The organism is Rhizomicrobium sp., assembly GCA_037200985.1.
Classification (GTDB): Bacteria; Pseudomonadota; Alphaproteobacteria; order Micropepsales; family Micropepsaceae; genus Rhizomicrobium.
Genome location: JBBCGJ010000001.1, coordinates 1241523 through 1265924, shown reverse-complemented (window position 1 = coordinate 1265924; position 24402 = coordinate 1241523). Strand labels below are relative to the sequence as shown.

Sequence of the window (24402 nt, the reverse complement as noted above, 5' to 3'; positions counted from 1 at the left end):
CTACTTTGCGCCGCCATAAGGAGCCCAACGATGAAAATTCGTCACGCCGTCCTTGCATTGATCGTGACCGCGCCGCTCGCGGGCGCCGCCTTCGCCGCCGGCGGCTCGGGCGGCGAGGCGCCGGCGCAGCCGGGCTCGACGCTGCAGATGGCGATGACGCTTTATGCCGGCGGCGTGACGCTGGGCAAGGTCGACCTCAACACCAAAATCATCGGCGATCAGTATCATTCGGTGTCGAACCTGCAGACCAGCGGCATCGTCAATGCATTCTGGCAGTCGGAGATCCAGGCGACCTCCACCGGAACGGTGGCGCCCAAGGCATTCCATCCCGGCCTCTACGATTCGTTCTACACGGGCCATGCCGACAAGAAGCAGGAAGTCTCGCTGACCTATGACGAGGGCGGGCCGGTCCGGCTCTATGCCGATCCGGTCTATCCGACCACCGGCTATGAGGTGCCGCCGGCGCAGCAGAAGGGCACCTTCGATCCCTTGAGCGCGATCACCTATTTCGTCTCCGGGGTCGGCATGACGGCGGAGAATCCGTGCTCGGTCCTCCTGCCGGTGTTCGACGGGCGGCGGCGCTACGACGTCGAGTTCGTGAAGGTGAAGGACACCACGGTGGCGCTGGACAACGGGGTCTATAAGGGGCCGGCGGTGCTGTGCGAGATGAAGTACAAGCAGATCTCCGGCTACAAGCCGCGCGTGCTCAAGGACGCGGCGAAGTTTCCCCTGATCAACGCCTGGATCACGACGATCCCGAGCGCGGTAACGGGCCGGCGCTATGTGGTGCCGCTGCGCGTCTGGGCGAGCACCGACTACGGCGTGATTGCCGCGGTGGCGACGCAGCTTAGGGTCGACGGCGCGCCGCTGAAGCCGGCGGGGTGAATGGGTTTTTCCTCCCCCGCTGTTGCGGGGGAGGTGCCGAGCGCAGCGAGGCGGAGGGGGCCCGCGCGACGATAGGCCCCCTCCGTCACGCCTACGCTTCGCTACGGCGTGCCACCTCCCCCGCAACAGCGGGGGAGGAAACTATGAACTCAGCGACCTCAGGATCGGCACGATCGTATCGGCGACGGGAGTCGCGATGCCGTGCCTGGCGCCCAGCCGCGCCACCACGCCGTTGCGGGCATCCCATTCCAGCGGCTTGCCGTCGCGGCGGTCGTAATACATCGAATTGCCGCGGCCGCCCGGGTTGGTGAAAAGCCCGACGATGGCTTTCGCGAAGCCGTCCGGGAAGGTCGCGCCTTCGGCGCGGCCGACCGCCATGGTCTCCTCGACGATGCGCTCGCCCAGCGGGCGCAGGTCGGGATAGGCGGCCAGCGCCGCCGGATGGTTCAGGATCGCGCAGAGCGCGCCGCTGCATGCGTTCATGCAGAGCTTCTCCCAGGCGCGCGAGACGAAATCCGTGTCGGTGGAGACCCTGACGGAACTCGACTCGAACAGCGCGGCGAAGGCGCGGCCGGCCGCGTCGTCGGGCACGGTGAGCGCCGCGCTGCCGAAGGTCGTGATCTCGCCCGGCGCGGTGCGCTCGGCGGGCAGCATCACGACCACCGGCACGACCGCGTTGCCCGGGCCGATATAGGGCGCGACATGCTCGCGATGCTCGACGCCGTTCTGGAGCACGGCGATCCCGGTGTGCGGGCCGACGGTCGCCTTCAGCCAGGCGGCGGCGGAATCGGTCTGATGCGACTTCACGCAGAGCAAGACCCAGTCGGCGGGCCGAGCGTCTGCCGGCGAGGTGACGACCTCCACGGGACGCGCGCGGCGCTCCTTGGTGTCGGCGCGCGTCACCGCCAGTTCGGAGAATTTGCGATTGGCGCAGACGACGAGGTCGGCGCCCTTTTCCAGCAGGGCGAATCCGACCGTGCCGCCGATGGCGCCGGGACCGATGAGGGCGATCATTCGCCCTACTCCGCCGCGTGCGGAAGCTTGCGCTCGCGGATCAGCTTGAGCACGCCCCGCGCCGCGTCGGGGATGTTGGTGCCGGGGCCGAAGATCGCGGCGACGCCGGCCTTGCGCAGCGCGTCGTAGTCCTGCGCCGGGATCACGCCGCCGACCACGACGAGAATGTCGTCCGCCTTGTGCTTCTTCAGCGCCTCGATCAGGAGCGGCACCAGCGTCAGATGTCCCGCCGCCTGGCTGGACACGCCGATGACGTGCACGTCGGCGTCGATCGCGTCCTTGGCGACTTCCTCCGGCGTCTGGAACAAGGCCCCGATGTCGACGTCGAAGCCCAGATCGGCGAAGGCGGTGGCGATCACCTTGGCGCCGCGGTCGTGGCCGTCCTGGCCCATCTTGGCGACCAGCATGCGCGGACGGCGGCCTTCCTGCCGGGCGAAGGCTTCGACCTCGCCGCGGATGGCGCCGAATTCGTTGTCGCCCTCATAGGCCTGGCCGTACACGCCGGCGATGGAGCGGATCACGGCGTGGTGGCGTCCGAACACGCTTTCCATCGCATCGGAGATTTCGCCCACGGTGGCGCGGGCGCGCGCCGCTTCCACAGCGAGTTCGAGCAGGTTGCCGGTACCCCTGGCGCCGGCGATCAGCGCATCGAGCGCCGCCTTCAGCTTCGCCGGATCGCGCGTCGCCTTGACCTGTTTGAGCCGGGCGATCTGGGATTCGCGGACCTGCGCGTTGTCGATGGCGCGGACGTCGAGCGCGTCTTCCTTGGTGAGCTGGAATTTGTTGACGCCGACGATGACGTCCTCGCCGCGATCGACACGGGCCTGGCGCCGCGCCGCGGCTTCCTCGATGCGCAGCTTGGGGATGCCGGCCTCGACCGCCTTGGTCATGCCGCCCATCGCCTCGACCTCGTCGATGATCTTCTTCGCGGCGTCGGCCAGCGAATGCGTCAGCGCCTCGACATAATAGGAGCCGCCGAGCGGATCGACGACCTTGGTCACCTGGGCTTCGTTCTGCAGGATCAGCTGGGTGTTGCGCGCGATGCGGGCGGAGAATTCGGTCGGCAGCGCGATGGCCTCGTCGAACGAATTGGTGTGCAGCGATTGCGTGCCGCCGAGCACCGAGGCCAGCGCCTCGATCGTGGTGCGCACCACGTTGTTGTAGGGGTCCTGCTCGGTCAGCGACACGCCGCTGGTCTGGCAATGCGTGCGCAGCATCAGGCTCTCGGCGTTCTTCGCGCCGAAGCCTTCCATGATCCGCGACCACAGTAGCCGCGCGGCGCGCAGCTTGGCCACTTCCATGAACAAGTTCATGCCGATGCCGAAGAAGAACGACAGGCGCGGCGCGAATTCGTCGACGCCGAGGCCCTTGGCGAGGGCGGCGCGGACATATTCGATGCCGTCGGCCAGCGTATAGGCGAGCTCCTGCGTCGCCGTCGCCCCGGCCTCGTGCATGTGATAGCCGCTGATCGAGATCGAATTGAATTTCGGCATCTTCTTGGCCGTGTACTCGATGATGTCGGCGACGATGCGCATCGAGGGCGTCGGCGGATAGATGTAGGTGTTCCGCACCATGAATTCCTTGAGGATGTCGTTCTGAATCGTGCCCGACAATTTGCCGACCGGCGTGCCCTGCTCTTCGCCGGCGACGATGAAATTCGCCATGATCGGGATCACCGCGCCGTTCATGGTCATCGACACGCTCATCTTGTCGAGCGGGATTCCGGAGAACAGGATCTTCATGTCCTCGACGGAATCGATCGCGACGCCGGCCTTGCCGACGTCGCCCGCGACGCGCGGATGGTCGCTGTCATAGCCGCGATGGGTGGCGAGGTCGAACGCCACCGACAGGCCCATCTGCCCGGCCGCGAGGTTCTTGCGGTAGAAGGCGTTGGATTCCTCCGCCGTCGAGAAGCCGGCATATTGGCGGATGGTCCAGGGGCGCCCGGCATACATCGTCGAGCGGACGCCGCGCATATACGGCATCTGCCCCGGCAGGGAATTCGCGGCCTCGAAGCCCTCGAGGTCGGCGGCGGTGTAGAGCGGCTTGACGTCGAAACCCTCCGGGGTCGCCCAGGTCAGGCTGGCGAGCGGACGGTCTTTCAGTTCCTTCTGGGCCGCCCTGGCCCAGCTTTCCGGTGTCTTGCCGTCGACGCTCATGGTTCCCGTTCCCTGGTGCTTTGCGGGCAGTATCGCAGGTGCGAAAGGGTCGTCAAACCTGTCATGCCTTTGTCTTCGTTCCGTAACAAATGATCCGGGTACGGATTATCCGGTGGATAAGCCCTTCCGGCTCCATCACTGGACCTGTCCACAAGATGTAGTGGTACGCGATCCTTGACTTTCCACTAAACGTATGAGAACAAAGGATGATATTTTATCGGTTAGTGATTCGGGCCGGGTTCGTTCCTGGAACGTACCATCCGTAAACGGACGATCCACAGCGGCCGGTCGATCTGATGTAACGTGCGCGCCGTTCGGCTCGGGCTGGTCTCCATGAACATCAAACCGCTCTCCCTTCTGTTCGCTGCGTGTCTGGCCTTCACACTTTCGTCGCCCGCGTTCGGAGCACAGGTGACGCACGATGGCCAAGCCTATCAGGTCGTCGACTATGAGACGCTCTACGCGACCGGCGGGTTCGAAGGCTGGACCTTCCTGACGGAAGGACCGTCCGTATTCAACGGTATCAAGGTCGTTACCGTCGGCTGGTTTCGAGGGCCTTGCTATGCCGAGAGCGACGTGTTGATACCGCCGGTGTTCCACTGGGCGCAGGCGGCAAATCCGGGGTTCCTGCGAACCTATTGGGGAAAGATGGCGCATGGCCGGCTGGAGACCGCACAGAACGCATGCCGGGCCTATTTCAAGAGTCATCCCCCGCCGACGGCGGAGGAGTCCGAAGGTCTCTATCTGGTTTTCGGTACGGTGCGGAACGGCTCCGGCGGATACGTCGGGGACTGCAACAACAACGCCGGCAACTACCCCTATGAAGGCGTCCGCAAATGCCTGCACATCGATGTCGACGATGTCGTGTTCCAGGATACGTTTCGAACCAAGGATCAGTTCTGGGGCGAAACCAAAAGGGATCTCTTGAAGGAAGGTGGCAAGCACTTGCTGGCAGAGCTTTTGCGGCGCATGGGTGGATAGCGCCGCCGCCGGGCCCAGTCTGCATGGCAGGATGTCCCGTCCGGCCGAACGCAAACAGCAATTCTTATGCATGGTAGAAGCTGGCTCAGTGCAAACCAATCCCAACGCCGCCGCCCGCGTCACGGCGGTCCTCGGCCCCACCAATACCGGCAAGACCCATTTCGCCATCGAGCGGATGCTGGCGCACCGCTCCGGCATGATCGGCCTGCCGCTGCGGCTCCTGGCCCGCGAGGTCTACGATAAGGTGGTGCGGCTGAAGGGCGCCAATCTGGCGGCGCTGATCACTGGCGAGGAGAAGATCGTCCCGCCCGACGCGCGGTACTATGTCTGCACCGTCGAGGCGATGCCGCTCGACATTCCGGTCGCCTGCCTCGTCATCGACGAGATCCAGCTCTGCGCCGATTTCGAGCGCGGCCATGTCTTCACCGACCGGCTGCTCCATGCGCGCGGCGAGGAGGAGACGATCCTGCTCGGCGCCGACACGATGCGCGGCGCCATCCAGCGCTTCGTGCCGCGCGCCTATTTCATGACGCGGGCGCGGTTCTCGGACCTCGCCTATACCGGCCACAAGAAGCTGACCCGCCTGCCCCGCCGCGCCGCGGTGGTCGGGTTCTCGGCCGACGACGTCTACGGCATCGCGGAACTCATCCGCCGCCAGCGCGGCGGCGCGGCGGTGGTGCTGGGCGCGCTCTCACCCCGCACGCGCAACGCGCAGGTCGAGCTCTACCAGAGCGGCGACGTCGATTTCCTGGTGGCGACCGACGCCATCGGCATGGGCCTCAATATGGATGTCGACCACGTCGCCTTCGCGGCGATGGAGAAGTTCGACGGCGCCCAGATGCGGCCGCTGCGCCCCGACGAGGTCGGGCAGATCGCGGGCCGCGCCGGGCGGCACATGAACGACGGCACCTTCGGCACGACGGCGGAGGCGGAACCGCTGGAGGACGAACTCGTCGCGCGGGTCGAGGGCCATCGCTACGATCCGGTGCGCGTGCTGCAATGGCGCAATTCCAATCTCGACTTCGCATCGCTCGACCGGCTGATCGCCAGCCTGGACGAGCCGCCGCCGGCGAAGGGCCTCGCCAAGGCAAGGCCGTCGAGCGATTTCATCGCGCTGCGGACTCTGGCGGCGCTGGAAGATGTCCAGGCGCTGGCCAATTCGCGCGGCGGCGTGCACCGGCTGTGGGATGCCTGCCAATTACCGGACTTCCGCAAGCTCTCGGTCGACGAGCATGTGCGGCTGGTGCAGTCGATCTTCCTGTTCCTGGCCAGCGACGACGGCGTCCTGCCGGACGACTGGCTGGCGCGGCAGATCGAGCGGCTGAACGTCACCGAAGGCGATGTCGCGACGCTCTCCGGACGGCTGGCGCAGATCCGCACCTGGACCTATGCGTCGCATCGCTCGAGCTGGACCAGGGACAGCGTGCATTGGCAGGGCGTGACGCGCGCGGTCGAGGACCGGCTGTCGGACGCGCTGCACGAACAGCTGACGCAGCGCTTCATCGACCGGCGCACCTCGGTGCTGATGAAGCGGCTGCGCGAGGACGACATCATCGATCTGACGCTGGACGATTCCGGCGGCGTCGCCATCGGCGGCGAGGTGGTCGGAAAGCTGGAAGGCTTCCGCTTCGAGCCCGATGCGCGGGCCGAAGGCATCCATGGCCGCACGCTGCGCGCCGCGGCGATGCGCGGCCTGGAAGGCGAGTTCTATGCCCGCGCCAAGCGCATTTCGGAGGCCGACGACAAGGCGATCTCGCTCAGCGAGCACGGCAAGCTGTGGTGGGACGGCGCGGTGGTGGCACATCTCGCCGCCGGGCCGTCGCCGCTGGAGCCGCGCGTGGACATGCTGGCGGACGAGCGGCTGAAGGGCGACCTGCGCGAGGGCGTGCAGGCGCGGCTGGAGGCGTTCGTCCGTACACGGATCGCGGCGCGGCTGCAACCCTTGCTGGCGTTGCGCGAGGCGGTCGAGGCCAAGGCCGGCACGGCCGACGCCCTGCCCGGCGCGGCGCGCGGCATCGCGCATCAATTGCTGGAGCATTTCGGGTCGCTGGAGCGCGCCCGGCTGCAACTGCCGGAGCAGCTCGGGCCGCTGATCCGCGCGCTGAAGGCCTATGGCGTGTGGTTCGGGCGGCGCTCGGTCTACCTGCCCAAGATGCTGCGGCCCGAGGCGGCATCGCTGCTGGCGCTGCTCTGGGGTGTGTGGACCAAGCATGAGCGCATCCCGGCGCCGCCGCAGCCCGGGCTGACCTCTTTCGTCAACGACGCCAAGCTGCCGCGCGAATTCCTCGCCGCCGCCGGCTTCCGCGTGATCGGCAAGCGCGCCATCCGCCTCGACATGGTGGAGCGCCTCGAAGAGGAACTCGAGAAAGGCGCCGCCGCGGGCACGGATGCGGAGACGCTGCTGCCCAGGCTGGTTTCGCTGATCGGCTCGGGCAATGAGGAGCTCAAGGGCGTGCTGGCCGAGATGGGCTGGCAGGTCGTGGATGTCGCCGATACCGGCAACGGCGTGACGAAGGTCTGGCGCAAGGCCCTGCCCCGTCCGCTGCGCAAGCCGAAGCATCGCCCCGACCGCCGGGCGCCCAAGGAATTCAAAGTGGAAATCCGTCCGGATTCTCCATTCGCGGGGTTGGCGGCGCTCGTGCGCAAGTGAGCGAGGTGCGCGCCCGCATCGACAAATGGCTCTGGCATGCGCGGTTCTACAAGACCCGCGTGCTGGCGCAGGAGGCGGCCGAGAAGGGCCGCATCCGGCTCAACGGAACGCGGACCGAAAAATCCGGGCGCGGCATCAAGCTCGGGGATATCCTGACCGTCCCGACCGGGCGCGATGTCCTTATCGTGCGCGTGGTTGCTTTCGGGGAACGGCGCGGGCCTGCTGCCGAAGCGCGGCTGTTGTACGAAATCGTCGCGGAGGATGGGCTTGATCCTAAAGGCCCCCCTCCCGTATGACGCTTCGCTGACTATGTATCGCCTACGCTTAAGGGGCCCGACCGCATGACCTATGTCGTCACTGAAGCCTGCATCAAGTGCAAGTTCATGGATTGCGTCGAGGTCTGCCCGGTGGACTGCTTCTACGAGGGCGAGAACATGCTCGTCATCCATCCCGACGAGTGCATCGATTGCGGCGTCTGCGAGCCGGAATGCCCGCCCGAGGCCATCAAGGCCGACACGGAGAGCGGCCTGGAACAATGGCTGTCGCTGAACGCGGAATATGCCAAGAAGTGGCCGAACATCACCCAGCACGGAACCGCGCCCGCCGACGCCAAGGAATGGGAAGGAAAGCCTGACAAATTCGCCAAGTACTTTTCCGATAAGCCCGGTTCCGGTTCGTAGAATTAAGGACGACCGCCGGTGGATATTCGTTAACCGCCGTTCACGTCGAATTTAACCAGTTGAATTTTCGGGTCTTTTCGCCGCGAATCTCAATAAAGGCCGAAATTTCAAGGCCTTGTCACTTTGTCCTTCCGTTTACGGATGAACTGTGATATATAATTCCACGATCTGAAACGCTCGAAGGCGCCCTCACCGGACTGGCAACATTCCGGCGCCGGAACACGTTTCGGTTGCAGTGCAGAGTAAGGCCAAAGGCCCCCAAGGCGCGCCAGGCGCGGGGCCGAACGAAAGTGAACCATGACAACCGCAAAGACCGCCCCCGCACCCGTCCCCGCGAAGCCTAAGACGCCCGCGAACACGAACACCAAGACCAAGCATGAATTCAAGACCAACGACCATGTCGTGTACCCCACCCATGGCGTCGGCCGCATCATGAAGATCGAGGAACAGGAAGTCGCAGGCATGAAGCTGGAACTGTTCGTGATCACCTTCGAGAAGGACAAGATGACGCTCCGCGTGCCGACCATGAAGGCCAAGGCCGTGGGCATGCGCAAGCTGTCCTCGCCGGACATCGTGAACAACGCGCTCAACACGCTGAAGGGCCGCGCCCGCATCAAGCGCACCATGTGGTCGCGCCGCGCCCAGGAATACGAAGCGAAGATCAATTCGGGCGACCTCGTGTCGATCGCCGAGGTGGTCCGCGACCTGCACCGCGCGTCCGGCCAGCCGGAGCAGTCCTATTCCGAGCGCCAGCTCTACGAGGCGGCGCTGGCCCGCATGGCGCGCGAAGTCGCCGCCGTCGAGAAGACCGACGAGCCGTCGGCCGTCAAGCGCGTCGAAGGCATGCTGCTAAAGAAGGCGGCTTAAGCGCTTCGAACCATCGATTGCGAAAAGGCCCGGAGACGATCCGGGCCTTTTTGTTTTTATTGCCCTCCCTCAAGGAGAGGGTCGATTCAGTTCACCACTTCCACGCTCTGCGGATTGGCGATCTCGATCTCGGGGCCGTTCAGGAACTGCACCAGGCCGCGCACGCGGATGGTCTGGCCGGCATAGGCGCGCGGGTCGACGCCGAGCTTGCGGAAATTCGGCATGTCCTCCGGATCGACCGTGACCGTGAAATCGGTGCGCCAGTCGGCGCCGAAATTGAGATAGGCGCGGCCATTTTTGAGCTCGGCGTTGCGCACCGTGCCCTCGACGATCTGGAACGTGCCGGTGTCGCGCCCGACCGTGTCCGGCGTCCGCACGGCATAGGCCGGGACCGCCCATAGGCCGGCACGCGCCGCGCGCGCCTCGGCCTCCGCCTCATAGAGCTCGGTAAAGCACTCGGTGCGGTCGGGCGCGAGCGCGACACGGGCGAGGCCCTTCCTCAGAAGCGCGAGCTGGACCCAGGTGCCGTCGCCGGCGAAGAGCTGGCCGCGGATGCGGTCATAGCGGTCTTCCTTCGGCGGCACGGCGGTCAGCGTCAGCGGCGCCTTGCGTGCCATCGCCAGGATCGCGGAAATCGCCTGGTCGGCAAAGGCCTGCGGCGCGCGATCCGCCGCGCCTGCGGCCAGGCGGATGCCTTCCAGATGCGTCGCCCGGCCGTCGGTGAGGATCACCGCGCCATTGCGCTCGACACGGAGCAATTGTCCGCCGGCGATTTCGGCCGGTCCCGCGCAGGACGGCAGCGCGGCCGCCGGCACGGCGGCCGCGAGGAAAAGGAAGGCGGTGAGGATGGCTCGGATCATCCGCCCATTCAGCACGGCTCGCGCGGGCTTGCACGCGGGATATGCGCAAAAGGTAACCGGAGGTCAGACCGCCTCGTACCAGTCGATGCCGTCCTTGTCGGCGGTGCGCAGGATGCGGCCGCGGGCGCGCAGGCAGTTCAGATGCGCCAGGCTCTCGCCCGTCGCCATGCCGAAATTGCCCTGGGTGATGCGGCTGCGGAACAGCGCGGGGAAAACATCCACCGCGCGCCTGGGCTCGGCGCAGAGCGCGTGGAGCTTCTCCAGGCCCTCCTCGTGATGCTCGATCAGCTCGGTCAGGCGCAGGGTTGCTTTCCGGAACGGCTCGTTGTGCGACGGCAGCACCAGGGCATCGTCCGGCACGACGCGCCGGAGCTTGGCGCAACTGTCGAGCCAGTCCTGCAGCGAATTGGCTTCCGGCTCGGTCGGATGCACCGAGACATTGGACGAGATCTTCGGCAGGATCTGGTCGCCCGAGATGAACACGTTCAGCTCCGGACACCACAGGCAGGCATGCTCGGGCGAATGGCCGTTGCCGCCGACCACGCGCCAGGTGTTGGCGCCGATCTCGATGGCCTCGCCGTCCGCGATGCGGCGATAGGAACTGGGCAGCCGGTAGACGCCATGGCCGAAGCCGCCGAAACGGGTGCGGTAGGTCTCCAGCAGATCCTCCGGAAAGCCCGCGGCGCGGTAGAAGCGCAGCGCCTCGGCCGGCGCTTCCTGCCCGGTGTCGGAGACGAGGTTGCGGCACATCAGATATTCGGTGCGCGTGATCCAGAGCTGCACGCCGAATTTGCGCACCAGCCAGCCGGCAAGCCCGATATGGTCGGGATGCATGTGGGTGACGATCACCCGCTTGACCGGGCGGCCTTGCATCGGACCGGCGAAGAGCTGTTCCCAGGCCTGGGTGGTCTCCTCGTTGCGGATGCCGCTGTCGACCACGGTCCAGCCGTCGCCGTCCTCCAGCAGCCACAGGTTGATATGGTTGAGCTGCATGGGCAGGCGCATGCGCACCCAGTGCACGCCGGGGGCGACGACGATGCTGTGGCCGGTCTCGGGCCTGTGCTCGAACGGATAGTCGAGATTGCTGCCGGGACGGACCCGGACTTCGGTGGCGCTCACCAGTGAGCCTTTCGGGAAATAGCGGTTCTTTCGACTATGGGTAGAGGGCGCCGGGTGCGTCAAGCCGCCGATATTTACCGCGTCACGGCACTGCATGTGGGCCGGTTGCACGTTATATCTAGTCGGAACTTTCCCGCACCGGAGGAAACATGCGCCGCCTTGCCGTTCTCGGAGCCGTCTTCGCGCTCCACACCGTCGTCGCGCAGGCCGCCGGCGTCTCGACCGACACCAAGCAGGCGCCCGCCGGCGCCTATCAGATCGAACCGCGCCACACCGTGGTGCTGTTCGCCATCCCGCATCTGGGGATCACGGATTATTACGGCCGTTTCGAGAAGACCTCGGGCACGCTGAACTTCACGCCGGGCGCCCCGGAAAAGAGTTCGGTGTCGATCACCATTGACATGCCCAGCCTCAACGTGCCCAACAGCGAATTGCTCGAAGAACTGGTGGCCGGGGACGCGTTCGACACCGCCAAGTTCCCACAGGCGACCTTCACCTCCACGTCCCTCGAACGCACCGGCCCGACGTCCGGCCGGATGACGGGCGATCTCACGATCCATGGCGTGACCAGGCCGGTCACCTTCGACGTGACGTTCAACGGCGGGGCGCCCTCGCCGATGGGGCCGGGCTATTATCTCGGCTTCCACGCCGCGACCAGCATCAAACGCAGCGATTTCGGGCTGGACAAGATGGGCTGGACCGGCTTTGTCGGAGACGACGTCAAGCTGACCGTCGAAGCCTTGTTCCAGAAGCAGAAGGGTTGAGCCGTGCCGGCGCGTCCCCTCCGCTACAACACCGTCGCGATGTCGTTTCACTGGATCATCGCGGCGCTGCTCATCGCCAATATCGCGCTCGGGCTTTACATGGGCGGGCTGCCGCGCAGCGATCCCAGCAAGTTCATGATCATCCAGACGCACAAATCGATCGGCCTGACCGTGCTGGTGCTCAGCCTGCTGCGGCTGGGCTGGCGCCTGGTCAACCGCGTGCCGCATCTGCCGCTGGGCATGCATCCCATCGTGGCGGGCTTCGCGCGCTTCACGCATGTCTTCTTCTATGTCCTGATCATCGCCATCCCGCTGTCGGGCTGGCTGATGGTGTCGGCTTCGCCCCTGGGCAACGGCACGAATTTCTTCGGGCTGTTCATCTGGCCCAATCTCGGCTTCTACGCCGGCCAGACCCGCGAGCAGCTTCATTCCGTGCACGAGATGTACGAGACGGTGCATGTCTATCTCGCCTGGAGCGCCATCGTGCTCATTCCGATCCATGTGGCCGCGGCGCTCTATCACCATTTCCTGCGCGGCGACGACGTGCTGCGGCGCATGGTGCCGGGCATGAGCGTGGGCGATTGATGCGGCGGGCGCTGGCGGTTCTGTGCATCGCGCTGCTGGCCGCCACGCCGGCCGCGGCGGCGCGCTGGACCGTCGATCCCGCCAGGAGCCGGCTCGGCTTCACGGTGCAATGGAGCGGCGAGGCGTTCGACGCGACGTTCAAATCCTGGAGCGCCGCGATCGATTTCGATCCGGCGGACCTCGCGGCGGCGCATGCCAAGGTCACCGTCGCGCTCGACAGCGAAGCGTCGGGCGCGGCGGACAATGACGACGGGCTGAAGGGCGCGGAGGGGTTCTCCGTCACCCGGTTCCCCACCGCGACCTTCGAGACGACGGGCTTCAAGGCCACCGGCGGCAACGGCTATATCGCGACCGGACGGCTGAACCTGCACGGCGTGACGAAGGTGATCGCCCTGCCCTTCACGCTGACCGTCGCAGGCGACACGGCGCATATGACGGGCAAGGCGGTGGTGAGCCGGCTCGATTTCGGGCTGGGCGCGAGCGGCGAATGGGCGGGCGAGACGCCCATCGGCCATGCGGTGACGATCACGGTCGATCTGACCGCGACAAAGGCCTTGTGAATTCCGTATAGAATGCGGCGCATGACCACGACGACGGCTCCACTCCTGCGCCCCGCCGATGACGGCGCCATCGCCGAGGCGGCGCGCCTTCTGCGCGACGGCGGGCTCGTGGCGTTCCCGACCGAGACGGTCTACGGGCTGGGCGCCGACGCCGCCAACGGCCGCGCGGTGGCGCGCATCTTCGAGGCGAAGGGGCGGCCGCGCTTCAATCCGCTGATCGTCCATGTCCACGATGCCGCCGAAGCCGAGCGGCATGCCGTGTTCAACGACACGGCGCGCAAGCTCGCGGACGCGTTCTGGCCTGGGGCGCTGACGCTGGTGCTGCCGCGGCAGGAGGATTGCCGGCTTTCCGAGCTGGTCAGCGCCGGCCTCGGTACCGTGGCGCTGCGCGTGCCGGCGCATCCGGTGGCGGCGAAGCTGATCGCGCAAAGCGGCCTCGCCATCGCGGCGCCGAGCGCCAACGCCTCGGGCCGCATCACGGCAACCACGGCCGCGCATGTCGCCGAGGGCCTTGGCGACATGGTTGATCTGATCCTCGACGGCGGCGCGACGCCGCTGGGGCTGGAGTCCACGGTGATCGGGTTCGACGCGGGCGAGCCGGTGCTGCTGCGCGCAGGAGCGATCCCGCGTGAAGCCATCGAGCGCATCGCGGGGCCGTTGATCGCGCCCAGCGACGGCAAGGTGCAGGCGCCGGGACAGCTTGCCAGCCACTATGCGCCGCGCGCGAGCCTGCGCCTGAACGCGCGCGAGGCCCGCGCCGGCGAGACGCTGCTCGGCTTCGGGCCGGAGGCGCCGCGCGCGGCGCGCAACCTCAGCCGGACCGGCGATCTGCGCGAGGCGGCCGCGAACCTGTTCGCGATGCTGCACGAACTCGACGCGGCGCGGGCCATCGCCGTGATGCCGATCCCGGACGAAGGGCTCGGCGAGGCGATCAACGACCGGCTGCGCCGCGCGGCGGCGCCGCGAGATCCGTCATGAACGGCGAAACGCTCGCGCGCCTGAAAGCCGCCGCCGGACCGAAGGGCTTCTCGGAAGACCCTGCGGAGATCGCGCCGCATCTGGAGGAATGGCGCAGCAAATATCATGGCCGTTCCTCGTTGCTGCTCAGGCCGGCGACCACGCCGGAGGTTTCCGCGCTGCTGGCGATCTGCAACGAGACGCACACCGCCGTGGTGCCGCAGGGCGGCAATACAGGGCTGGTCGGCGGGCAGATTCCGTTCGACGGCGAGGTCGTTCTCAGCCTGGCGCGGATGAACAAGCTGCGCGGGCTCGATGCCGCGGCGCATACGATCACGGTGGAAGCGGGGATGATCCTCGCCCAGGTGCAGAAGGCGGCCGACGAGGCCGGCCTGCTTTTCCCGTTGAGCCTTGCGGCGGAGGGCAGCGCCACGATCGGCGGCAACCTTTCGACCAATGCCGGCGGCGTCGCGGTGCTGCGCTACGGCATGGCGCGCGACCTGGCGCTGGGGCTGGAGGTCGTGCTGGCGGACGGGCGGGTGCTCGGCCTGCTGCGCACGCTGCGCAAGGACAATACGGGCTACGACCTGAAGCAGCTTTTCATCGGCGCCGAGGGCACGCTGGGCGTGATCACGGCGGCGGCGCTGAAGCTGTTCGCCAAGCCGGCGGCGCGGGCCACCGCCTTCGTCGCCCTGCCCTCGCCCGCCGCCGCGGTGGCGCTGCTGGGGCGGATGCAGGAGGCGACGGGCGGCCTCGTCAGCGCCTTCGAGATCCTGCCGCGGGCCGGGCTCGAACTCGTGCTGGCGCATATGCCCGGTGCGCGCGATCCCTTGTCCAAGCCCTCGCCCTGGTATGTGCTGGTCGAGGCGGGCGGCGGGTCCGACCTGAACGGCGCCTTCGAGACCGCGCTGGCGGACGCCGACGACGCGGTCATCGCGTCCAGCGAGGCGCAGCGCGCCGCGCTGTGGGCGCTGCGCGAAAACATGTCGGAGGCGCAGAAGCGCGAAGGCGCCTCGATCAAGCATGACGTGTCGGTGCCGGTGAGCGCGATTCCGGACTTCCTCGTCGCGGCGACGGCGGCTGTGCTGAAGGCGATTCCCGGCGCGCGGCCGGTGTCGTTCGGCCATATCGGCGACGGCAATATCCATTTCAATTTCAGCGCTCCGAAGGAGGGCGACGCGGCCGCGTTCCTCGCGCGCTGGGAAGAGGTGCAGCGGATCGTGCACGACGTCGTGCGCGATTTCGGCGGCTCGATCAGCGCGGAGCACGGCATCGGGGTGCAGAAGCGGGATCAACTCCCGCGCTACAAGAGCGCGGCGGAGCTCGATGTGATGCGGATGCTGAAGCGGATGCTGGATCCGGGGAATATTCTCAATCCCGGGAAGGTGATCGCGCTCTGATTTCCTCCCCCGCTGTTGCGGGGGAGGTGGCACGGCGGAGCGAAGCGGAGCCGTGACGGAGGGGGCCAGCCGCCCCGCACAGGCCCCCTCCGCCTCGCTTCGCTCGGCACCTCCCCCGCAACAGCGGGGGAGGAAAGAAATCATGCCGCTTTCGGCAAGGCCGGTTTCGGATCGGGGGCGGTCGGAACGGCCTGCACCGCCAAGCGCGCATTGCGCTGCTTGTTCGAGATCGCGCTGATCGATGCGGTCACCACCGTCGCCAGATAGGGCAGCGACTGCACGGCGATCATCACCATCCAAAGCTGGATCGCCGGATCGTCCAGCGTGGCGCCGGTCGCCAGCGACAGCAGCGCCAGCACGCACGCCGCCAGCAGCGTGGTCTCCTGCCACACCTTGCGCAACGCCTGGCTGAGCAGCGCCTGGTCCTCGCATTTGGGCGTGCGCAGGAAGGGCTGGCCGCGCGTGAAGAGGCCCGAGATCACCGCCTTGGCGACCGCGTGCGTGGTCGAAAGGCCGGCGATGGATGCGACGACGGCGCCTTTCATGCCCGAGCGCACCTTCTGCGGATAGAGCAGCAGCGTCTTCATCGTCTTGGCGACGAAGAGGGCCAGCGCCGCCGCCGACAGGGCGGGCAGCGGCACGTCGAAGGTCTGCGGCGCCACCCACATCGCCGCAGTCCAGGCCAGGGCCGTGAGCGTCACGACGAGACCGAAGCCGTCGGAGATCCAGGGCAGCCAGCCGACCAGGAACTGGTAGCGCTGGCCGGCGGTGAGCCTGGTGCGGCCGAGGAAGATCGCGCCGGCATGGCGCTTCATGATCTGCATCGCGCCATAGACCCAGCGGTAGCGCTGGGAGATGAAGGCGTCGAGCGTGTCGGGCATCAGGCCCGATCCCATGCTCTCCGGGATATAGGCCGCGCCATAGCCGGCCTCGAACAGCTTGAGGCCGAGCTCGGTATCCTCGGTGATGCACCAGGTCGCCCAGCCGCCGACTTCCTGCAGGGCGTGGCGGCGCACGATGGTCATCGTGCCGTGCTGGATGATGGCGTTGTACTCGTTGCGCTCGACCATGCCGATCTGGAAGAAGCCGCGATATTCCTGATAGGCCATCGACTTGAAGGCGTTCTGGTGCGCGTCGCGGTAATCCTGCGGCCCCTGCACCACCGCGATGTCGGGCGAGGCGAAGAAGGGCAGCGCGCGGCGCAGCCAGAACGGCTCGACCTGGTAGTCGCTGTCGATCACCGCGATGTATTGCGCCGCCGGATCGGTGAGCCGCAGCGCCTCGTTGAGCGCGCCCGCCTTGAAGCCCGCCATGTCGTCGTAGTGATAGAAGCGGAAGCGCTCGCCCAGCGCGGCGCAATGCGCCGCGACCGGTTTCCAGACGGCTTCGTCCGGCGTGTTGTTGTCCAGCAGGATGACTTCGAAATTGTCGTAGTCCAGGCGCGCCAGCGCGTTCAGGGTGCCGATCACCATCGCCGGCGGCTCGTTGTAGCACGGCACATGGATGGAGACGCGCGGGCTGATCTTGGGGATGGCGGTGCGCAGCGCGCGGCGCTCGACGCGCCACAGGCTGGTGGCGAGCTCGATGCCCTCGGTCAGGATCACGGTGGAGGCGAGCAGGACCAGCGGCACCATGGCGATGATCATGGCGAGGTCGGCGGGATCGATATATTCGAGCGAGCTGGCGTCGATCAGCACCAGAAGGCCCGTCGTCACCACGGCGACGAGGCCGCCCATGACGAGATAGCCTTGCTGGCGCATGCGCGGCATCCAGCCCAGGATCATCAGGCCGAGAACCAGGGTGAGGACCGAGGCGAACAGCGCATAGGTGCGCCATTCCGGGAAGGTGCGCAGCAAGCCGCTGAAGCTGAATTTCGGATTGCCCATGGCGTCGAACAGGCCCCAGCTCGCCCCGACCGAGCCTTCGTTGCCGCCCTTCCAGGGCTGGTCGTAGCCTTCGAGCAGGTAGTAGTCGTAGCCCTTCTCGCGCGCGAGCTGGACGAAGCCGCGCATGAAATAGGCCTCATTGGCGACCGAGGGCTCGGCGAAGCGCTTGGTGCGGCCCTCCGACGGCCAGCCGGCCTCGCCGATGATCACCGGCTTGTCGGGGAATTCCTCGGCGACGTCGTTATAGGCGTGCTCAAGCATGCGCAGGGAATCGTGGGCGGAGACACCTTCCCAATAGGGCAGCAGGTGCACCGAGATGACGTCGACATATTGGCCGATCTCCGGCGTCAGCAGCCAGGTCGACCACGGCTCGGCGGTCGTGACCTTGATGCGGTCGGGCAGCGCGTCGCGCACCCGCTTGATGTAGCCGTTGAGCTGGTCGGGCGTGACGAAGCCCATCAGGATCGCCTCGTTGCCGACGAAGACGCGGTCGATGACGCGGCGGTTGGCGAGCGCGGTCTTGATGCAGAGCGAAAGCTCGGTCTCGTTCTGCTCGGAATCGGCCGAGATCCAGCAGCCGAGCGAGACCATCAGGCCATAGCGGCGGGCGATCTCCGGCACCTTGTCCATGCCGCCGCCCACCGTATAGGTGCGCACCCGCCCCGTGAGCTGGGAGAGCTGCGCCATGTCGCGGTCGATCTGGGCGGGGGAAATGCGGTTGTGCTCGCGAAGCGAGAACACATGGCTGGGCGCGTAGGTGACGCCGCGGATCTGGCCTTCCCAATCGGGTGCCACGATCGTGTAGTCGCGGCTGGCCCAGAACAGCACGGAGGCGCTGACGACCAGAAACAAGGATGCGGCGATCCGGAGCCGGCCGCTCCCGAGCCATCGACGCCAGCCACTGAGGACCTTCTCGACCACGCCTATCGCTGCCCGGGCCCGCCCATTTTATATCAGGTTCCGCAACTGCGCCGCCGTCATTGACCGCCGTTGGGATCGTCGGGGTCCTGCCCGGGGGGCGGCCCCTTGGGGTGGGTGATCGACAGCAGCTCCATATCGAACACCAGCACCTGGTTCGGCGGGATCAGCCCGTCGCCCGCGCCGCGCGCGCCATAGGCCAGGCCGGACGGGATGACGATGTGCCATTTGTCGCCGGTCCGCATGAGGCTGAGCGCCTCGGTCCAGCCCGGGATCAGCTTGTTGACGGTGAAATGGGCGGGCGTCATCGGCTCGGTGCCGTCGAACACCTTCCCATTGATCAGCATGCCCGTGTAGAGCACGTCGACTTCGTCGGTCGTCCTCGGCCGGTCGCCATAGCCGCTCTTGATGATGTTGTATTGCAGGCCGCTGGGGCGCACCACGACGCCCGGTTTGTGGGAATTCGCCGCCAGATAAGCCTCGTTCGCCGGGCCGCTCAGCGCCGGATCGGCCGCCTGCGCCGCCCCCGAGAACGACAAAAACGCGGCCAGCGCGGCCATGAGGGCCCCGAAACGCTTCATGCTTTCAGCTCCTTGCTTGACCCGACGCGAGTCCAAGACCTTATCGCAAAATCCGCCCTGCCGCTCAATTGAGCAGCCGGCTCAACACATTCTTACAAGCCCCTGTGGGAGCGCGACAAACCCGGCCTTGATGGCGAAAGCGAGGCGATCAATTCCCCCGCACCATCCGGCCGAACCAGGTCCGCTTGCGCGCCGGCTTGGCGATGGCGGCGCCGATCGGGCCGGGGCGCACCGAACCCGGCGACTGGGCCGCGGCCGCTGGCGCCGCAGCCTTCGGGACGGATTTGGGGGCGGCCGGACTGGCGGCGACGGCCGCGATGGCGGGCTCCAGCACCTTGGGCGCCGGCTTGAGCGCGGCCGACGGCGCGGCAATCGAGATCACCGGCATCTGGACCGGCTTGAAATCGTGCGGGCCGATCCCGGCGGTCATGAACTTCCTGGACCATTCTTCTTCCGGGCTGACGGCATAGGCATTGGAGACGCTTTTGGGCTGGGGCGCGTTCAGCGCCTCGGAGAACTGCCGGTCCTTCACGCCGCGGATCAGTCGTTCCAGCCGCTCGGCGCCGTCCGCCAGCGAGCCTGTCGCGTTTGTCAGTCTTTCGGCCATGTCAGCCTCCACCCTGCCTCGAATGCCACTGAAAGCCGCCCTCGCGGCTGATGATCGCGACGTCGATGGCGCCACCCACCGTCTGCTTCTGCGCCATGATACGCTTTTTGAAAACGTTGAGCGAGACCAGTTCGCGCGCGGTCTCGGCCAGCTCGGTCCGCGACGCGATCTCCAGCACCCGGAGCACCGGGTTGATATAGGCGTGCTGCTGGTAGTCGCCGATGATGCCGCGGAAGACATCGAAATACTGGGGGATGTAGTTCGACTGGAACTGGCGGCGGATGTCCTCCTTGACCACCGGATCGGCGTTCGGGAAGGCGCCAACGACCTGGTCGACCAGGGCATGCATCAGCATGTTCAGCGCGCCGTAGACCCTGCGCTCCAGGTTGAAATCGATGCCGCGGATGAAGGCGTTGGTGACTTCGCTGTCGGCGAAGACGCGGATCTTGGAGCGGGTGTCGCCGTCGATCTGGTCGAACGAGGCCTCGGCCCGCTTGACGATGCCGCCGACGATGGCCGAGACGAACCAGGTGGTGACGATCGGATAGCGCTCCTCCGAGCCGAAGCCGGCAAAGACCAGGCCCGTGACGTCCTCCAGGAACAGGTCCTTCACCACCGCATAGACCGCGATCTCCTTCAGATGGGCGATCCCCTGCTTGCCGAGGCCGAAGGGCTGGAAGCCGTAGGCGATGACCTCATCCATGTCGGCGGCGTAGGTCTTGCGCACCGTCTCGGCGAAGCCGGCCGGGAAGCAGGAAAGATCGCCGCGCGGGCTGCCGTCCTCGCGGAACTGATAATCGCGCCACACCCGCTCGATCGCTTCTTCGAGGATCGCCGTGTCGCTGATATGGGCGCGTTCCTCGCCGCCGCTCTCGCGCAGATATTGTGCGAGGTGGAAGATGTAGCGGAACACGCTCGCCAGCAGCCGCTTGTATTCGTCGCGCTGGCGGTTCTTCGGGAAGAACTCCTCCAGATTGTCCAGCATGCCGACGAAGCCCGAGGCGTAGCCGCGGATATGGGGCAGCGTGCCGGGCTTCACGGTCTTCTGGTAATGCTCGATCAGATGTTCCCAGGGGTGGCCCATCATGTCGGCCACGCCGAAGAACATCACGCCGACCGGCTGGCCGCCGACGAGGTTGTAGAGCTTGCGCTGGTCGTTGCGCACCACGACGGTGCCGCCGTCGATCAGCGTGACGGCCGAATCCGCGGCGAGCGCCACCGCGCGCTGGTTCATCACCGCGATCTCGGATGTCATGCGATACGCCCTACCCCGCCTTTTGCTGGAGTATTCCACAGCCCCGCGACAATTGGGAGGCGACAAGAAACATGGTTGACGAGGGCACATTGCCCGTCTTTCGGGCAGTGGCTAGGTTCGGCGTCGGTCGGAACCCGGAGGGAACATCATGTACAAGCCATTCGATCTCAGCGGCAAGGTCGCGCTCGTCACCGGCGGCAATGGCGGCATCGGCCTCGGCATGGCCGATGCGATGGCGCAGGCCGGCGCCGATATCGTGATCTGGGGCACGAACGAAGAGAAGAACGCCGCGGCCGCCGCCAGCCTCAAGGCGCACGGCACGCGAGTCGCCGCAAGCAAGGTGAACGTCGCCAGCGAGACCGAGGTGATCGACGCGATGGGCGCGGCGATAACGGCATTCGGGCGCGTCGACACGGTGATCGCCAATGCCGGCATCGGCTTCGGCTCGCGGTCGTTCAGCGAGATGACCATCGACACCTGGCGCAAGATCCACGCGGTCAACGAGGAGGGCGTGTTCTTCACCCTGCGCGAGGCGTGCAAGCACATGGTGGAGCGGGCGGGCAAGGGCGACGCGGGCGGCTCGCTGGTCGGCGTGGCGAGCCTGGCGGGCATCGAAGGCGCGGCGCGCAACGAGGCCTATAGCGCGACCAAGGGCGCGGTCCTGGCGATGATCCGCTCCATCGCGGTGGAGCACGCGCGCTACGGCATCCGGGCCAATTCCGTCGCGCCGGGCTGGATCGCCACCGACATGACGGCGGGGGCGCAGAGCTCGTCGGTGTTCACCGAGAAGGTGATCAGCCGCGTGCCGATGCGCCGCTGGGGCACGGCGGAGGATTTCGGCGGCATCGCGGTCTATCTCGCGTCCGACGCTTCGAAGTACCACACGGGCGACACGTTCATCATCGACGGCGGCTACGTCATTTTCTAGACGGCGTCGGCAGATGCTTCAGCATCAGCGGCAGGAAGCGGTCGAGGATCGCTTTTGGGCCGCCCAGGCCTTGCGCCGCGGAATCGAGATCGCCGCCGAGCGCCAGATGCGCGAAGCCGTGGACGATCGACCAGGTCGCCAGGAGAAAGCCGAAGGCGTCGGACGTCATCGGCGCGCCCTCGGACAGCGCCGTCGCCGCGCGTACCGCGCGTTCGAGCACGGCGAAAGCGCGCCCGCCGGTGTCGGCCAGGCCGGCATAGTCGATGTCGTACATCGCATGGCGGAACATCAGCTGGAAGCGCGCCGGATGGGACAGCGCGAAGGTCACATAGGCGAGCCCCTGCTCGCGCAGGCGCGCCGCCGGATCGGCGCCGCCGCGCGCGTCGGCTGCGGCCAGCGCGTCGCCGAAATCCTTGAAGGCCCGCAGCGCGACCTCGGATAGAAGCCCCTTGGTATCCTTGAAATGATGCGCCGGGGCGGCCGGGGAAACCCCGGCACGGCGCGCCGCCTCGCGCAGCGTGAAGCCGTCCACCCCGCGCTCCAGGATGATCGCCTCCGCGGCCGCGACGAGCTGATCCTTCAGGTCGCCGTGGTGATAGGCCCGCTTCTTCGCCGGCGTTTTCGGTTTTCGCTTTATCTTGACACTGTTCAAATAACGCCCTATCTGATCTGTACGTTGTTAAGATACTGGCCGATGGAGAGGGCGATGGAAAGAGGGATCGCGCGGATCGGGCTGGCGGCCATGGCGTTCCTCGCCGTCGGCGTCGCGCTCTATTCGTTCCGCTTCGCCGCCGTGCCGGCGCATGTCTGGCTGCAGGTGGATGACGGCATCCGCGGCGTCATCGAGCGCGTGCCGGTCCGCGCGCTGGTCCATATGATCGTGGCGCCGGTGGCGCTGCTGGTCGGGCCGTTCCAGTTCTTCACCGCGATCCGCGTCCGGCGCCCCGCCCTGCACCGCACGCTGGGCAAGGTCTATGTCGCGGCCTGCGTGATCGCCGGAGTCGCGGCGCTGGCGACGGCGCCTTATGCCTCGGGCGGACCGGTCGCGGGGATCGGCTTCGGCACGCTGGCCTTTCTGTGGGTCGTCACGACGCTCGGCGCCTGGCGCGCCGCGGCGATGCGGAAATTCGACCTGCACCGCCTCCTGATGCGCTTCAGCTATGCGATGACCTTCGCCGCCGTGACGCTGCGCCTGCAGATTCCGTTCTTCGCCATGGAGGGCTTTACGACCTACAGCGCCGCGTCGGTCTGGCTTGCCTACACGTCGTGGATGCCGAATGTGATCGCGGTGGCGCTCTACGCGATGGTGAAGGCGCTGCGCCGGCCGGCGGCGCGATGATCCGTACACAAACAAAAAAGGACGCCCGTTTTTCGGACATCCCAGTATGACAGATAGCATAAGCGCAAAAAAACAGACTGGCAAGGCTGCTTCCAGTGTAATAGATGGCGTCCCCTCATCTCACGGGGACACCCATGGCGGCCTGCGGCTTAGACTTCGGAACATCCAATTCGGCGATCGGCGTCCTGCGCGGCAACGCGCCGGTGCTGGCGCCCGTCGAGGGCGGCGAAACGCTGATCCCGAGCGCGGTGTTCTTCGACTACGAGACCAAGGGCAACGTCCTGTTCGGGGCGGAGGCCATCGCGACCTATATCGGCCAGCATGACGGGCGGCTGATGCGGGCGCTGAAGTCGATCCTGGGTTCGCCCCTGATCGACGAGAAGACGGCGCTGGGCTCGAAGATGGTGGCGCTGACCGATGTGGTCGAGATCTTCGTGCGGCATCTGAAACAGAAGGCCGAAATCTTTGCCGGCACGGAGCTGACCGCCGTGGTGCACGGCCGCCCGGTGCGGTTCGTGGACGACGACGACGCGGCCGACGCCAAGGCGCAGCGCGTGCTGGAAGGGATCGCCAACCGCGTCGGCTTCCGCGACGTGGCCTTCGTCTACGAGCCGATCGCGGCGGCTTATCATTACGAGGAGACCGCCACGCGGGAGGAAACCGTGCTGATCGCCGATATCGGCGGCGGCACGTCGGACTTCACCGTCATCCGCATCGGGCCGGAGCGCATGCGCCGGGCGGACCGAACCGACGACATCCTGGCCAATGACGGCGCGCGGATCGGCGGCACGGATTTCGACTCGCTGCTCAGCCTGGAGGCGGTCATGCCGCAGCTCGGCCTCGGCACGCAGCTTGTCGAGAAGAACCTGCCGATGCCGAACGGGCTCTATTACGAGCTCAGCACCTGGTCGACGATCAACTTCGCATACACCTATCAGAGCGAGCGCATGCTGATCGAACTGACCGCCGGCGCGCGCGAGCCGGAGAAGGTGGCGCGACTGCTCAAGGTGGTGCGCGAGCGGCTCGGCCACCGCATCGCCTTCGCCGTGGAGGACGGCAAGATCGCGCTCAGCGAGGCGAACGCGGCCGTCCTGGCCCTCGATTTCATCGAGCGCGGGCTGGCGGCGGAGGCCACGCGTCACGGTTTCGATCATGCCATCGCGAGCCGGACGGAGCGGCTGTTCCGCACCGCGTCGGACTGCATCCGCGATGCGGGCCTCAGGCCCGACGACATCCATACGATCTTCTTCACCGGCGGATCGGGCCGCGTGCCGGCGGTGCGCGCGGCGATCGGGCGCGCCGCGCCGAACGCCCGCGCGACGACGGGCTCGGATTTCCTTTCCGTGGCGTTAGGCTTGACGCGCGAGGCGCAGAAGCGGTTTGGATAGAACCACCTCCCCGGAGGGA

General features: G+C 66.8%; 23 protein-coding genes. 14 read left to right on the top strand and 9 right to left on the bottom strand.

From position 1 onward, the window contains the following. Positions 1 to 30 precede the first annotated feature (30 nt). Complete coding sequence (locus WDN01_06080; GenBank protein MEJ0025580.1) at positions 31 to 885, top strand: DUF3108 domain-containing protein; 855 nt, start codon at positions 31 to 33, stop codon at positions 883 to 885. Positions 886 to 1026: 141 nt separating this feature from the next. Here the strand turns inward: WDN01_06080 and WDN01_06075 are convergent, their stop codons facing one another. Next, positions 1027 to 1899, bottom strand: a complete 873-nt coding sequence (locus WDN01_06075) for a 2-dehydropantoate 2-reductase (protein ID MEJ0025579.1) — start codon at positions 1897 to 1899, stop codon at positions 1027 to 1029. 5 nt (positions 1900 to 1904) lie between these two features. Beyond that, complete coding sequence (gene scpA / locus WDN01_06070; protein ID MEJ0025578.1) at positions 1905 to 4058, bottom strand: methylmalonyl-CoA mutase; 2154 nt, start codon at positions 4056 to 4058, stop codon at positions 1905 to 1907. A 333-nt stretch (positions 4059 to 4391) separates the two neighbouring features. On the opposite strand from scpA, the gene WDN01_06065 reads away from it, so the two are divergent. The 5 genes from WDN01_06065 to WDN01_06045 all read left to right on the top strand — a co-directional run bounded on the left by WDN01_06065 (position 4392) and on the right by WDN01_06045 (position 9236). Continuing rightward, entirely contained in the window at positions 4392 to 5039 is a 648-nt protein-coding gene (locus tag WDN01_06065) for a hypothetical protein (GenBank protein MEJ0025577.1), read from the top strand. 88 nt (positions 5040 to 5127) lie between these two features. Next, on the top strand, positions 5128 to 7689 hold the full coding sequence (locus WDN01_06060; GenBank protein MEJ0025576.1) for a helicase-related protein: 2562 nt from the start codon (positions 5128 to 5130) through the stop codon (positions 7687 to 7689). Continuing rightward, on the top strand, positions 7686 to 7985 hold the full coding sequence (locus WDN01_06055; GenBank protein MEJ0025575.1) for an RNA-binding S4 domain-containing protein: 300 nt from the start codon (positions 7686 to 7688) through the stop codon (positions 7983 to 7985). The genes WDN01_06060 and WDN01_06055 overlap by 4 nt, the downstream gene beginning before the upstream one ends. A 45-nt stretch (positions 7986 to 8030) precedes the next feature. After that, a complete protein-coding gene (gene fdxA, locus WDN01_06050; GenBank protein ID MEJ0025574.1) occupies positions 8031 to 8369 on the top strand; it encodes a ferredoxin FdxA in 339 nt (112 codons plus the stop codon). 297 nt (positions 8370 to 8666) lie between these two features. Beyond that, entirely contained in the window at positions 8667 to 9236 is a 570-nt protein-coding gene (locus WDN01_06045; GenBank protein ID MEJ0025573.1) for a CarD family transcriptional regulator, read from the top strand. A gap of 86 nt (positions 9237 to 9322) precedes the next feature. Here WDN01_06045 and WDN01_06040 read toward each other — a convergent pair whose 3' ends face one another. Together WDN01_06040 and WDN01_06035 are read right to left on the bottom strand one after the other, a co-directional pair. Further along, on the bottom strand, positions 9323 to 10096 hold the full coding sequence (locus tag WDN01_06040) for a thermonuclease family protein (GenBank protein ID MEJ0025572.1): 774 nt from the start codon (positions 10094 to 10096) through the stop codon (positions 9323 to 9325). Positions 10097 to 10159: 63 nt separating this feature from the next. Further along, positions 10160 to 11215: an MBL fold metallo-hydrolase gene (locus WDN01_06035; GenBank protein ID MEJ0025571.1), complete on the bottom strand. Its 1056-nt coding sequence runs from the start codon at positions 11213 to 11215 to the stop codon at positions 10160 to 10162. Between the two features lie 149 nt (positions 11216 to 11364). Between WDN01_06035 and WDN01_06030 the strand changes: the two genes are divergently transcribed. From WDN01_06030 to WDN01_06010, 5 genes are read left to right on the top strand one after another with little or no spacing between them, the layout of a single operon-like run. Continuing rightward, positions 11365 to 11979 (top strand): YceI family protein, encoded by a 615-nt coding sequence (locus WDN01_06030; GenBank protein ID MEJ0025570.1) that lies wholly within the window; start codon positions 11365 to 11367, stop codon positions 11977 to 11979. Positions 11980 to 11982: 3 nt separating this feature from the next. Then, entirely contained in the window at positions 11983 to 12564 is a 582-nt protein-coding gene (locus tag WDN01_06025; protein MEJ0025569.1) for a cytochrome b, read from the top strand. Continuing rightward, on the top strand, positions 12564 to 13124 hold the full coding sequence (locus tag WDN01_06020) for a YceI family protein (GenBank protein ID MEJ0025568.1): 561 nt from the start codon (positions 12564 to 12566) through the stop codon (positions 13122 to 13124). Before WDN01_06025 ends, WDN01_06020 begins: the two co-directional genes overlap by 1 nt. A gap of 21 nt (positions 13125 to 13145) precedes the next feature. Continuing rightward, on the top strand, positions 13146 to 14102 hold the full coding sequence (locus WDN01_06015) for an L-threonylcarbamoyladenylate synthase (GenBank protein ID MEJ0025567.1): 957 nt from the start codon (positions 13146 to 13148) through the stop codon (positions 14100 to 14102). Next, complete coding sequence (locus WDN01_06010) at positions 14099 to 15481, top strand: FAD-binding oxidoreductase (GenBank protein ID MEJ0025566.1); 1383 nt, start codon at positions 14099 to 14101, stop codon at positions 15479 to 15481. Before WDN01_06015 ends, WDN01_06010 begins: the two co-directional genes overlap by 4 nt. 140 nt (positions 15482 to 15621) lie before the next feature. On the opposite strand, the gene WDN01_06005 is transcribed toward WDN01_06010, so the two are convergent. From WDN01_06005 to WDN01_05990, 4 genes are all read right to left on the bottom strand, one after another. Then, on the bottom strand, positions 15622 to 18219 hold the full coding sequence (locus WDN01_06005; GenBank protein ID MEJ0025565.1) for a glycosyltransferase: 2598 nt from the start codon (positions 18217 to 18219) through the stop codon (positions 15622 to 15624). A gap of 125 nt (positions 18220 to 18344) precedes the next feature. Next, on the bottom strand, positions 18345 to 18866 hold the full coding sequence (locus WDN01_06000; protein ID MEJ0025564.1) for an FKBP-type peptidyl-prolyl cis-trans isomerase: 522 nt from the start codon (positions 18864 to 18866) through the stop codon (positions 18345 to 18347). Between the two features lie 148 nt (positions 18867 to 19014). Next, positions 19015 to 19473: a hypothetical protein gene (locus WDN01_05995; GenBank protein MEJ0025563.1), complete on the bottom strand. Its 459-nt coding sequence runs from the start codon at positions 19471 to 19473 to the stop codon at positions 19015 to 19017. A gap of 1 nt (position 19474) precedes the next feature. Further along, positions 19475 to 20728: a hypothetical protein gene (locus WDN01_05990; protein ID MEJ0025562.1), complete on the bottom strand. Its 1254-nt coding sequence runs from the start codon at positions 20726 to 20728 to the stop codon at positions 19475 to 19477. Between the two features lie 148 nt (positions 20729 to 20876). Here WDN01_05990 and WDN01_05985 point away from each other — a divergent pair, with 148 nt between their 5' ends. Continuing rightward, positions 20877 to 21656 (top strand): SDR family oxidoreductase, encoded by a 780-nt coding sequence (locus WDN01_05985; protein MEJ0025561.1) that lies wholly within the window; start codon positions 20877 to 20879, stop codon positions 21654 to 21656. Here the strand turns inward: WDN01_05985 and WDN01_05980 are convergent. Then, complete coding sequence (locus tag WDN01_05980) at positions 21646 to 22308, bottom strand: TetR/AcrR family transcriptional regulator (protein MEJ0025560.1); 663 nt, start codon at positions 22306 to 22308, stop codon at positions 21646 to 21648. The two genes, WDN01_05985 and WDN01_05980, sit on opposite strands and share 11 nt — an antisense overlap. A gap of 54 nt (positions 22309 to 22362) precedes the next feature. Here WDN01_05980 and WDN01_05975 point away from each other — a divergent pair, with 54 nt between their 5' ends. Continuing rightward, entirely contained in the window at positions 22363 to 22995 is a 633-nt protein-coding gene (locus tag WDN01_05975; protein ID MEJ0025559.1) for a DUF2306 domain-containing protein, read from the top strand. 134 nt (positions 22996 to 23129) lie between these two features. Next, complete coding sequence (locus WDN01_05970; GenBank protein MEJ0025558.1) at positions 23130 to 24383, top strand: Hsp70 family protein; 1254 nt, start codon at positions 23130 to 23132, stop codon at positions 24381 to 24383. Positions 24384 to 24402 lie beyond the last annotated feature (19 nt).

Bases quoted from the DNA above. Each gene is read 5' to 3' on its own strand.
- WDN01_05995 (MEJ0025563.1), bottom strand. From the start codon at position 19,473: ATGGCCGAAAGACTGACAAACGCGACAGGCTCGCTGGCGGACGGCGCC.
- WDN01_06020 (MEJ0025568.1), top strand. From the start codon at position 12,564: ATGCGGCGGGCGCTGGCGGTTCTGTGCATCGCGCTGCTGGCCGCCACG.
- scpA (MEJ0025578.1), bottom strand. From the start codon at position 4,058: ATGAGCGTCGACGGCAAGACACCGGAAAGCTGGGCCAGGGCGGCCCAG.
- WDN01_06010 (MEJ0025566.1), top strand. From the start codon at position 14,099: ATGAACGGCGAAACGCTCGCGCGCCTGAAAGCCGCCGCCGGACCGAAG.
- WDN01_05985 (MEJ0025561.1), top strand. From the start codon at position 20,877: ATGTACAAGCCATTCGATCTCAGCGGCAAGGTCGCGCTCGTCACCGGC.
- WDN01_05990 (MEJ0025562.1), bottom strand. From the start codon at position 20,728: ATGACATCCGAGATCGCGGTGATGAACCAGCGCGCGGTGGCGCTCGCC.
- WDN01_06040 (MEJ0025572.1), bottom strand. From the start codon at position 10,096: ATGATCCGAGCCATCCTCACCGCCTTCCTTTTCCTCGCGGCCGCCGTG.
- WDN01_06045 (MEJ0025573.1), top strand. From the start codon at position 8,667: ATGACAACCGCAAAGACCGCCCCCGCACCCGTCCCCGCGAAGCCTAAG.
- WDN01_06015 (MEJ0025567.1), top strand. From the start codon at position 13,146: ATGACCACGACGACGGCTCCACTCCTGCGCCCCGCCGATGACGGCGCC.
- fdxA (MEJ0025574.1), top strand. From the start codon at position 8,031: ATGACCTATGTCGTCACTGAAGCCTGCATCAAGTGCAAGTTCATGGAT.
- WDN01_06080 (MEJ0025580.1), top strand. From the start codon at position 31: ATGAAAATTCGTCACGCCGTCCTTGCATTGATCGTGACCGCGCCGCTC.
- WDN01_06000 (MEJ0025564.1), bottom strand. From the start codon at position 18,866: ATGAAGCGTTTCGGGGCCCTCATGGCCGCGCTGGCCGCGTTTTTGTCG.
- WDN01_05970 (MEJ0025558.1), top strand. From the start codon at position 23,130: ATGGCGGCCTGCGGCTTAGACTTCGGAACATCCAATTCGGCGATCGGC.
- WDN01_06065 (MEJ0025577.1), top strand. From the start codon at position 4,392: ATGAACATCAAACCGCTCTCCCTTCTGTTCGCTGCGTGTCTGGCCTTC.
- WDN01_05975 (MEJ0025559.1), top strand. From the start codon at position 22,363: ATGGAAAGAGGGATCGCGCGGATCGGGCTGGCGGCCATGGCGTTCCTC.
- WDN01_06030 (MEJ0025570.1), top strand. From the start codon at position 11,365: ATGCGCCGCCTTGCCGTTCTCGGAGCCGTCTTCGCGCTCCACACCGTC.
- WDN01_06075 (MEJ0025579.1), bottom strand. From the start codon at position 1,899: ATGATCGCCCTCATCGGTCCCGGCGCCATCGGCGGCACGGTCGGATTC.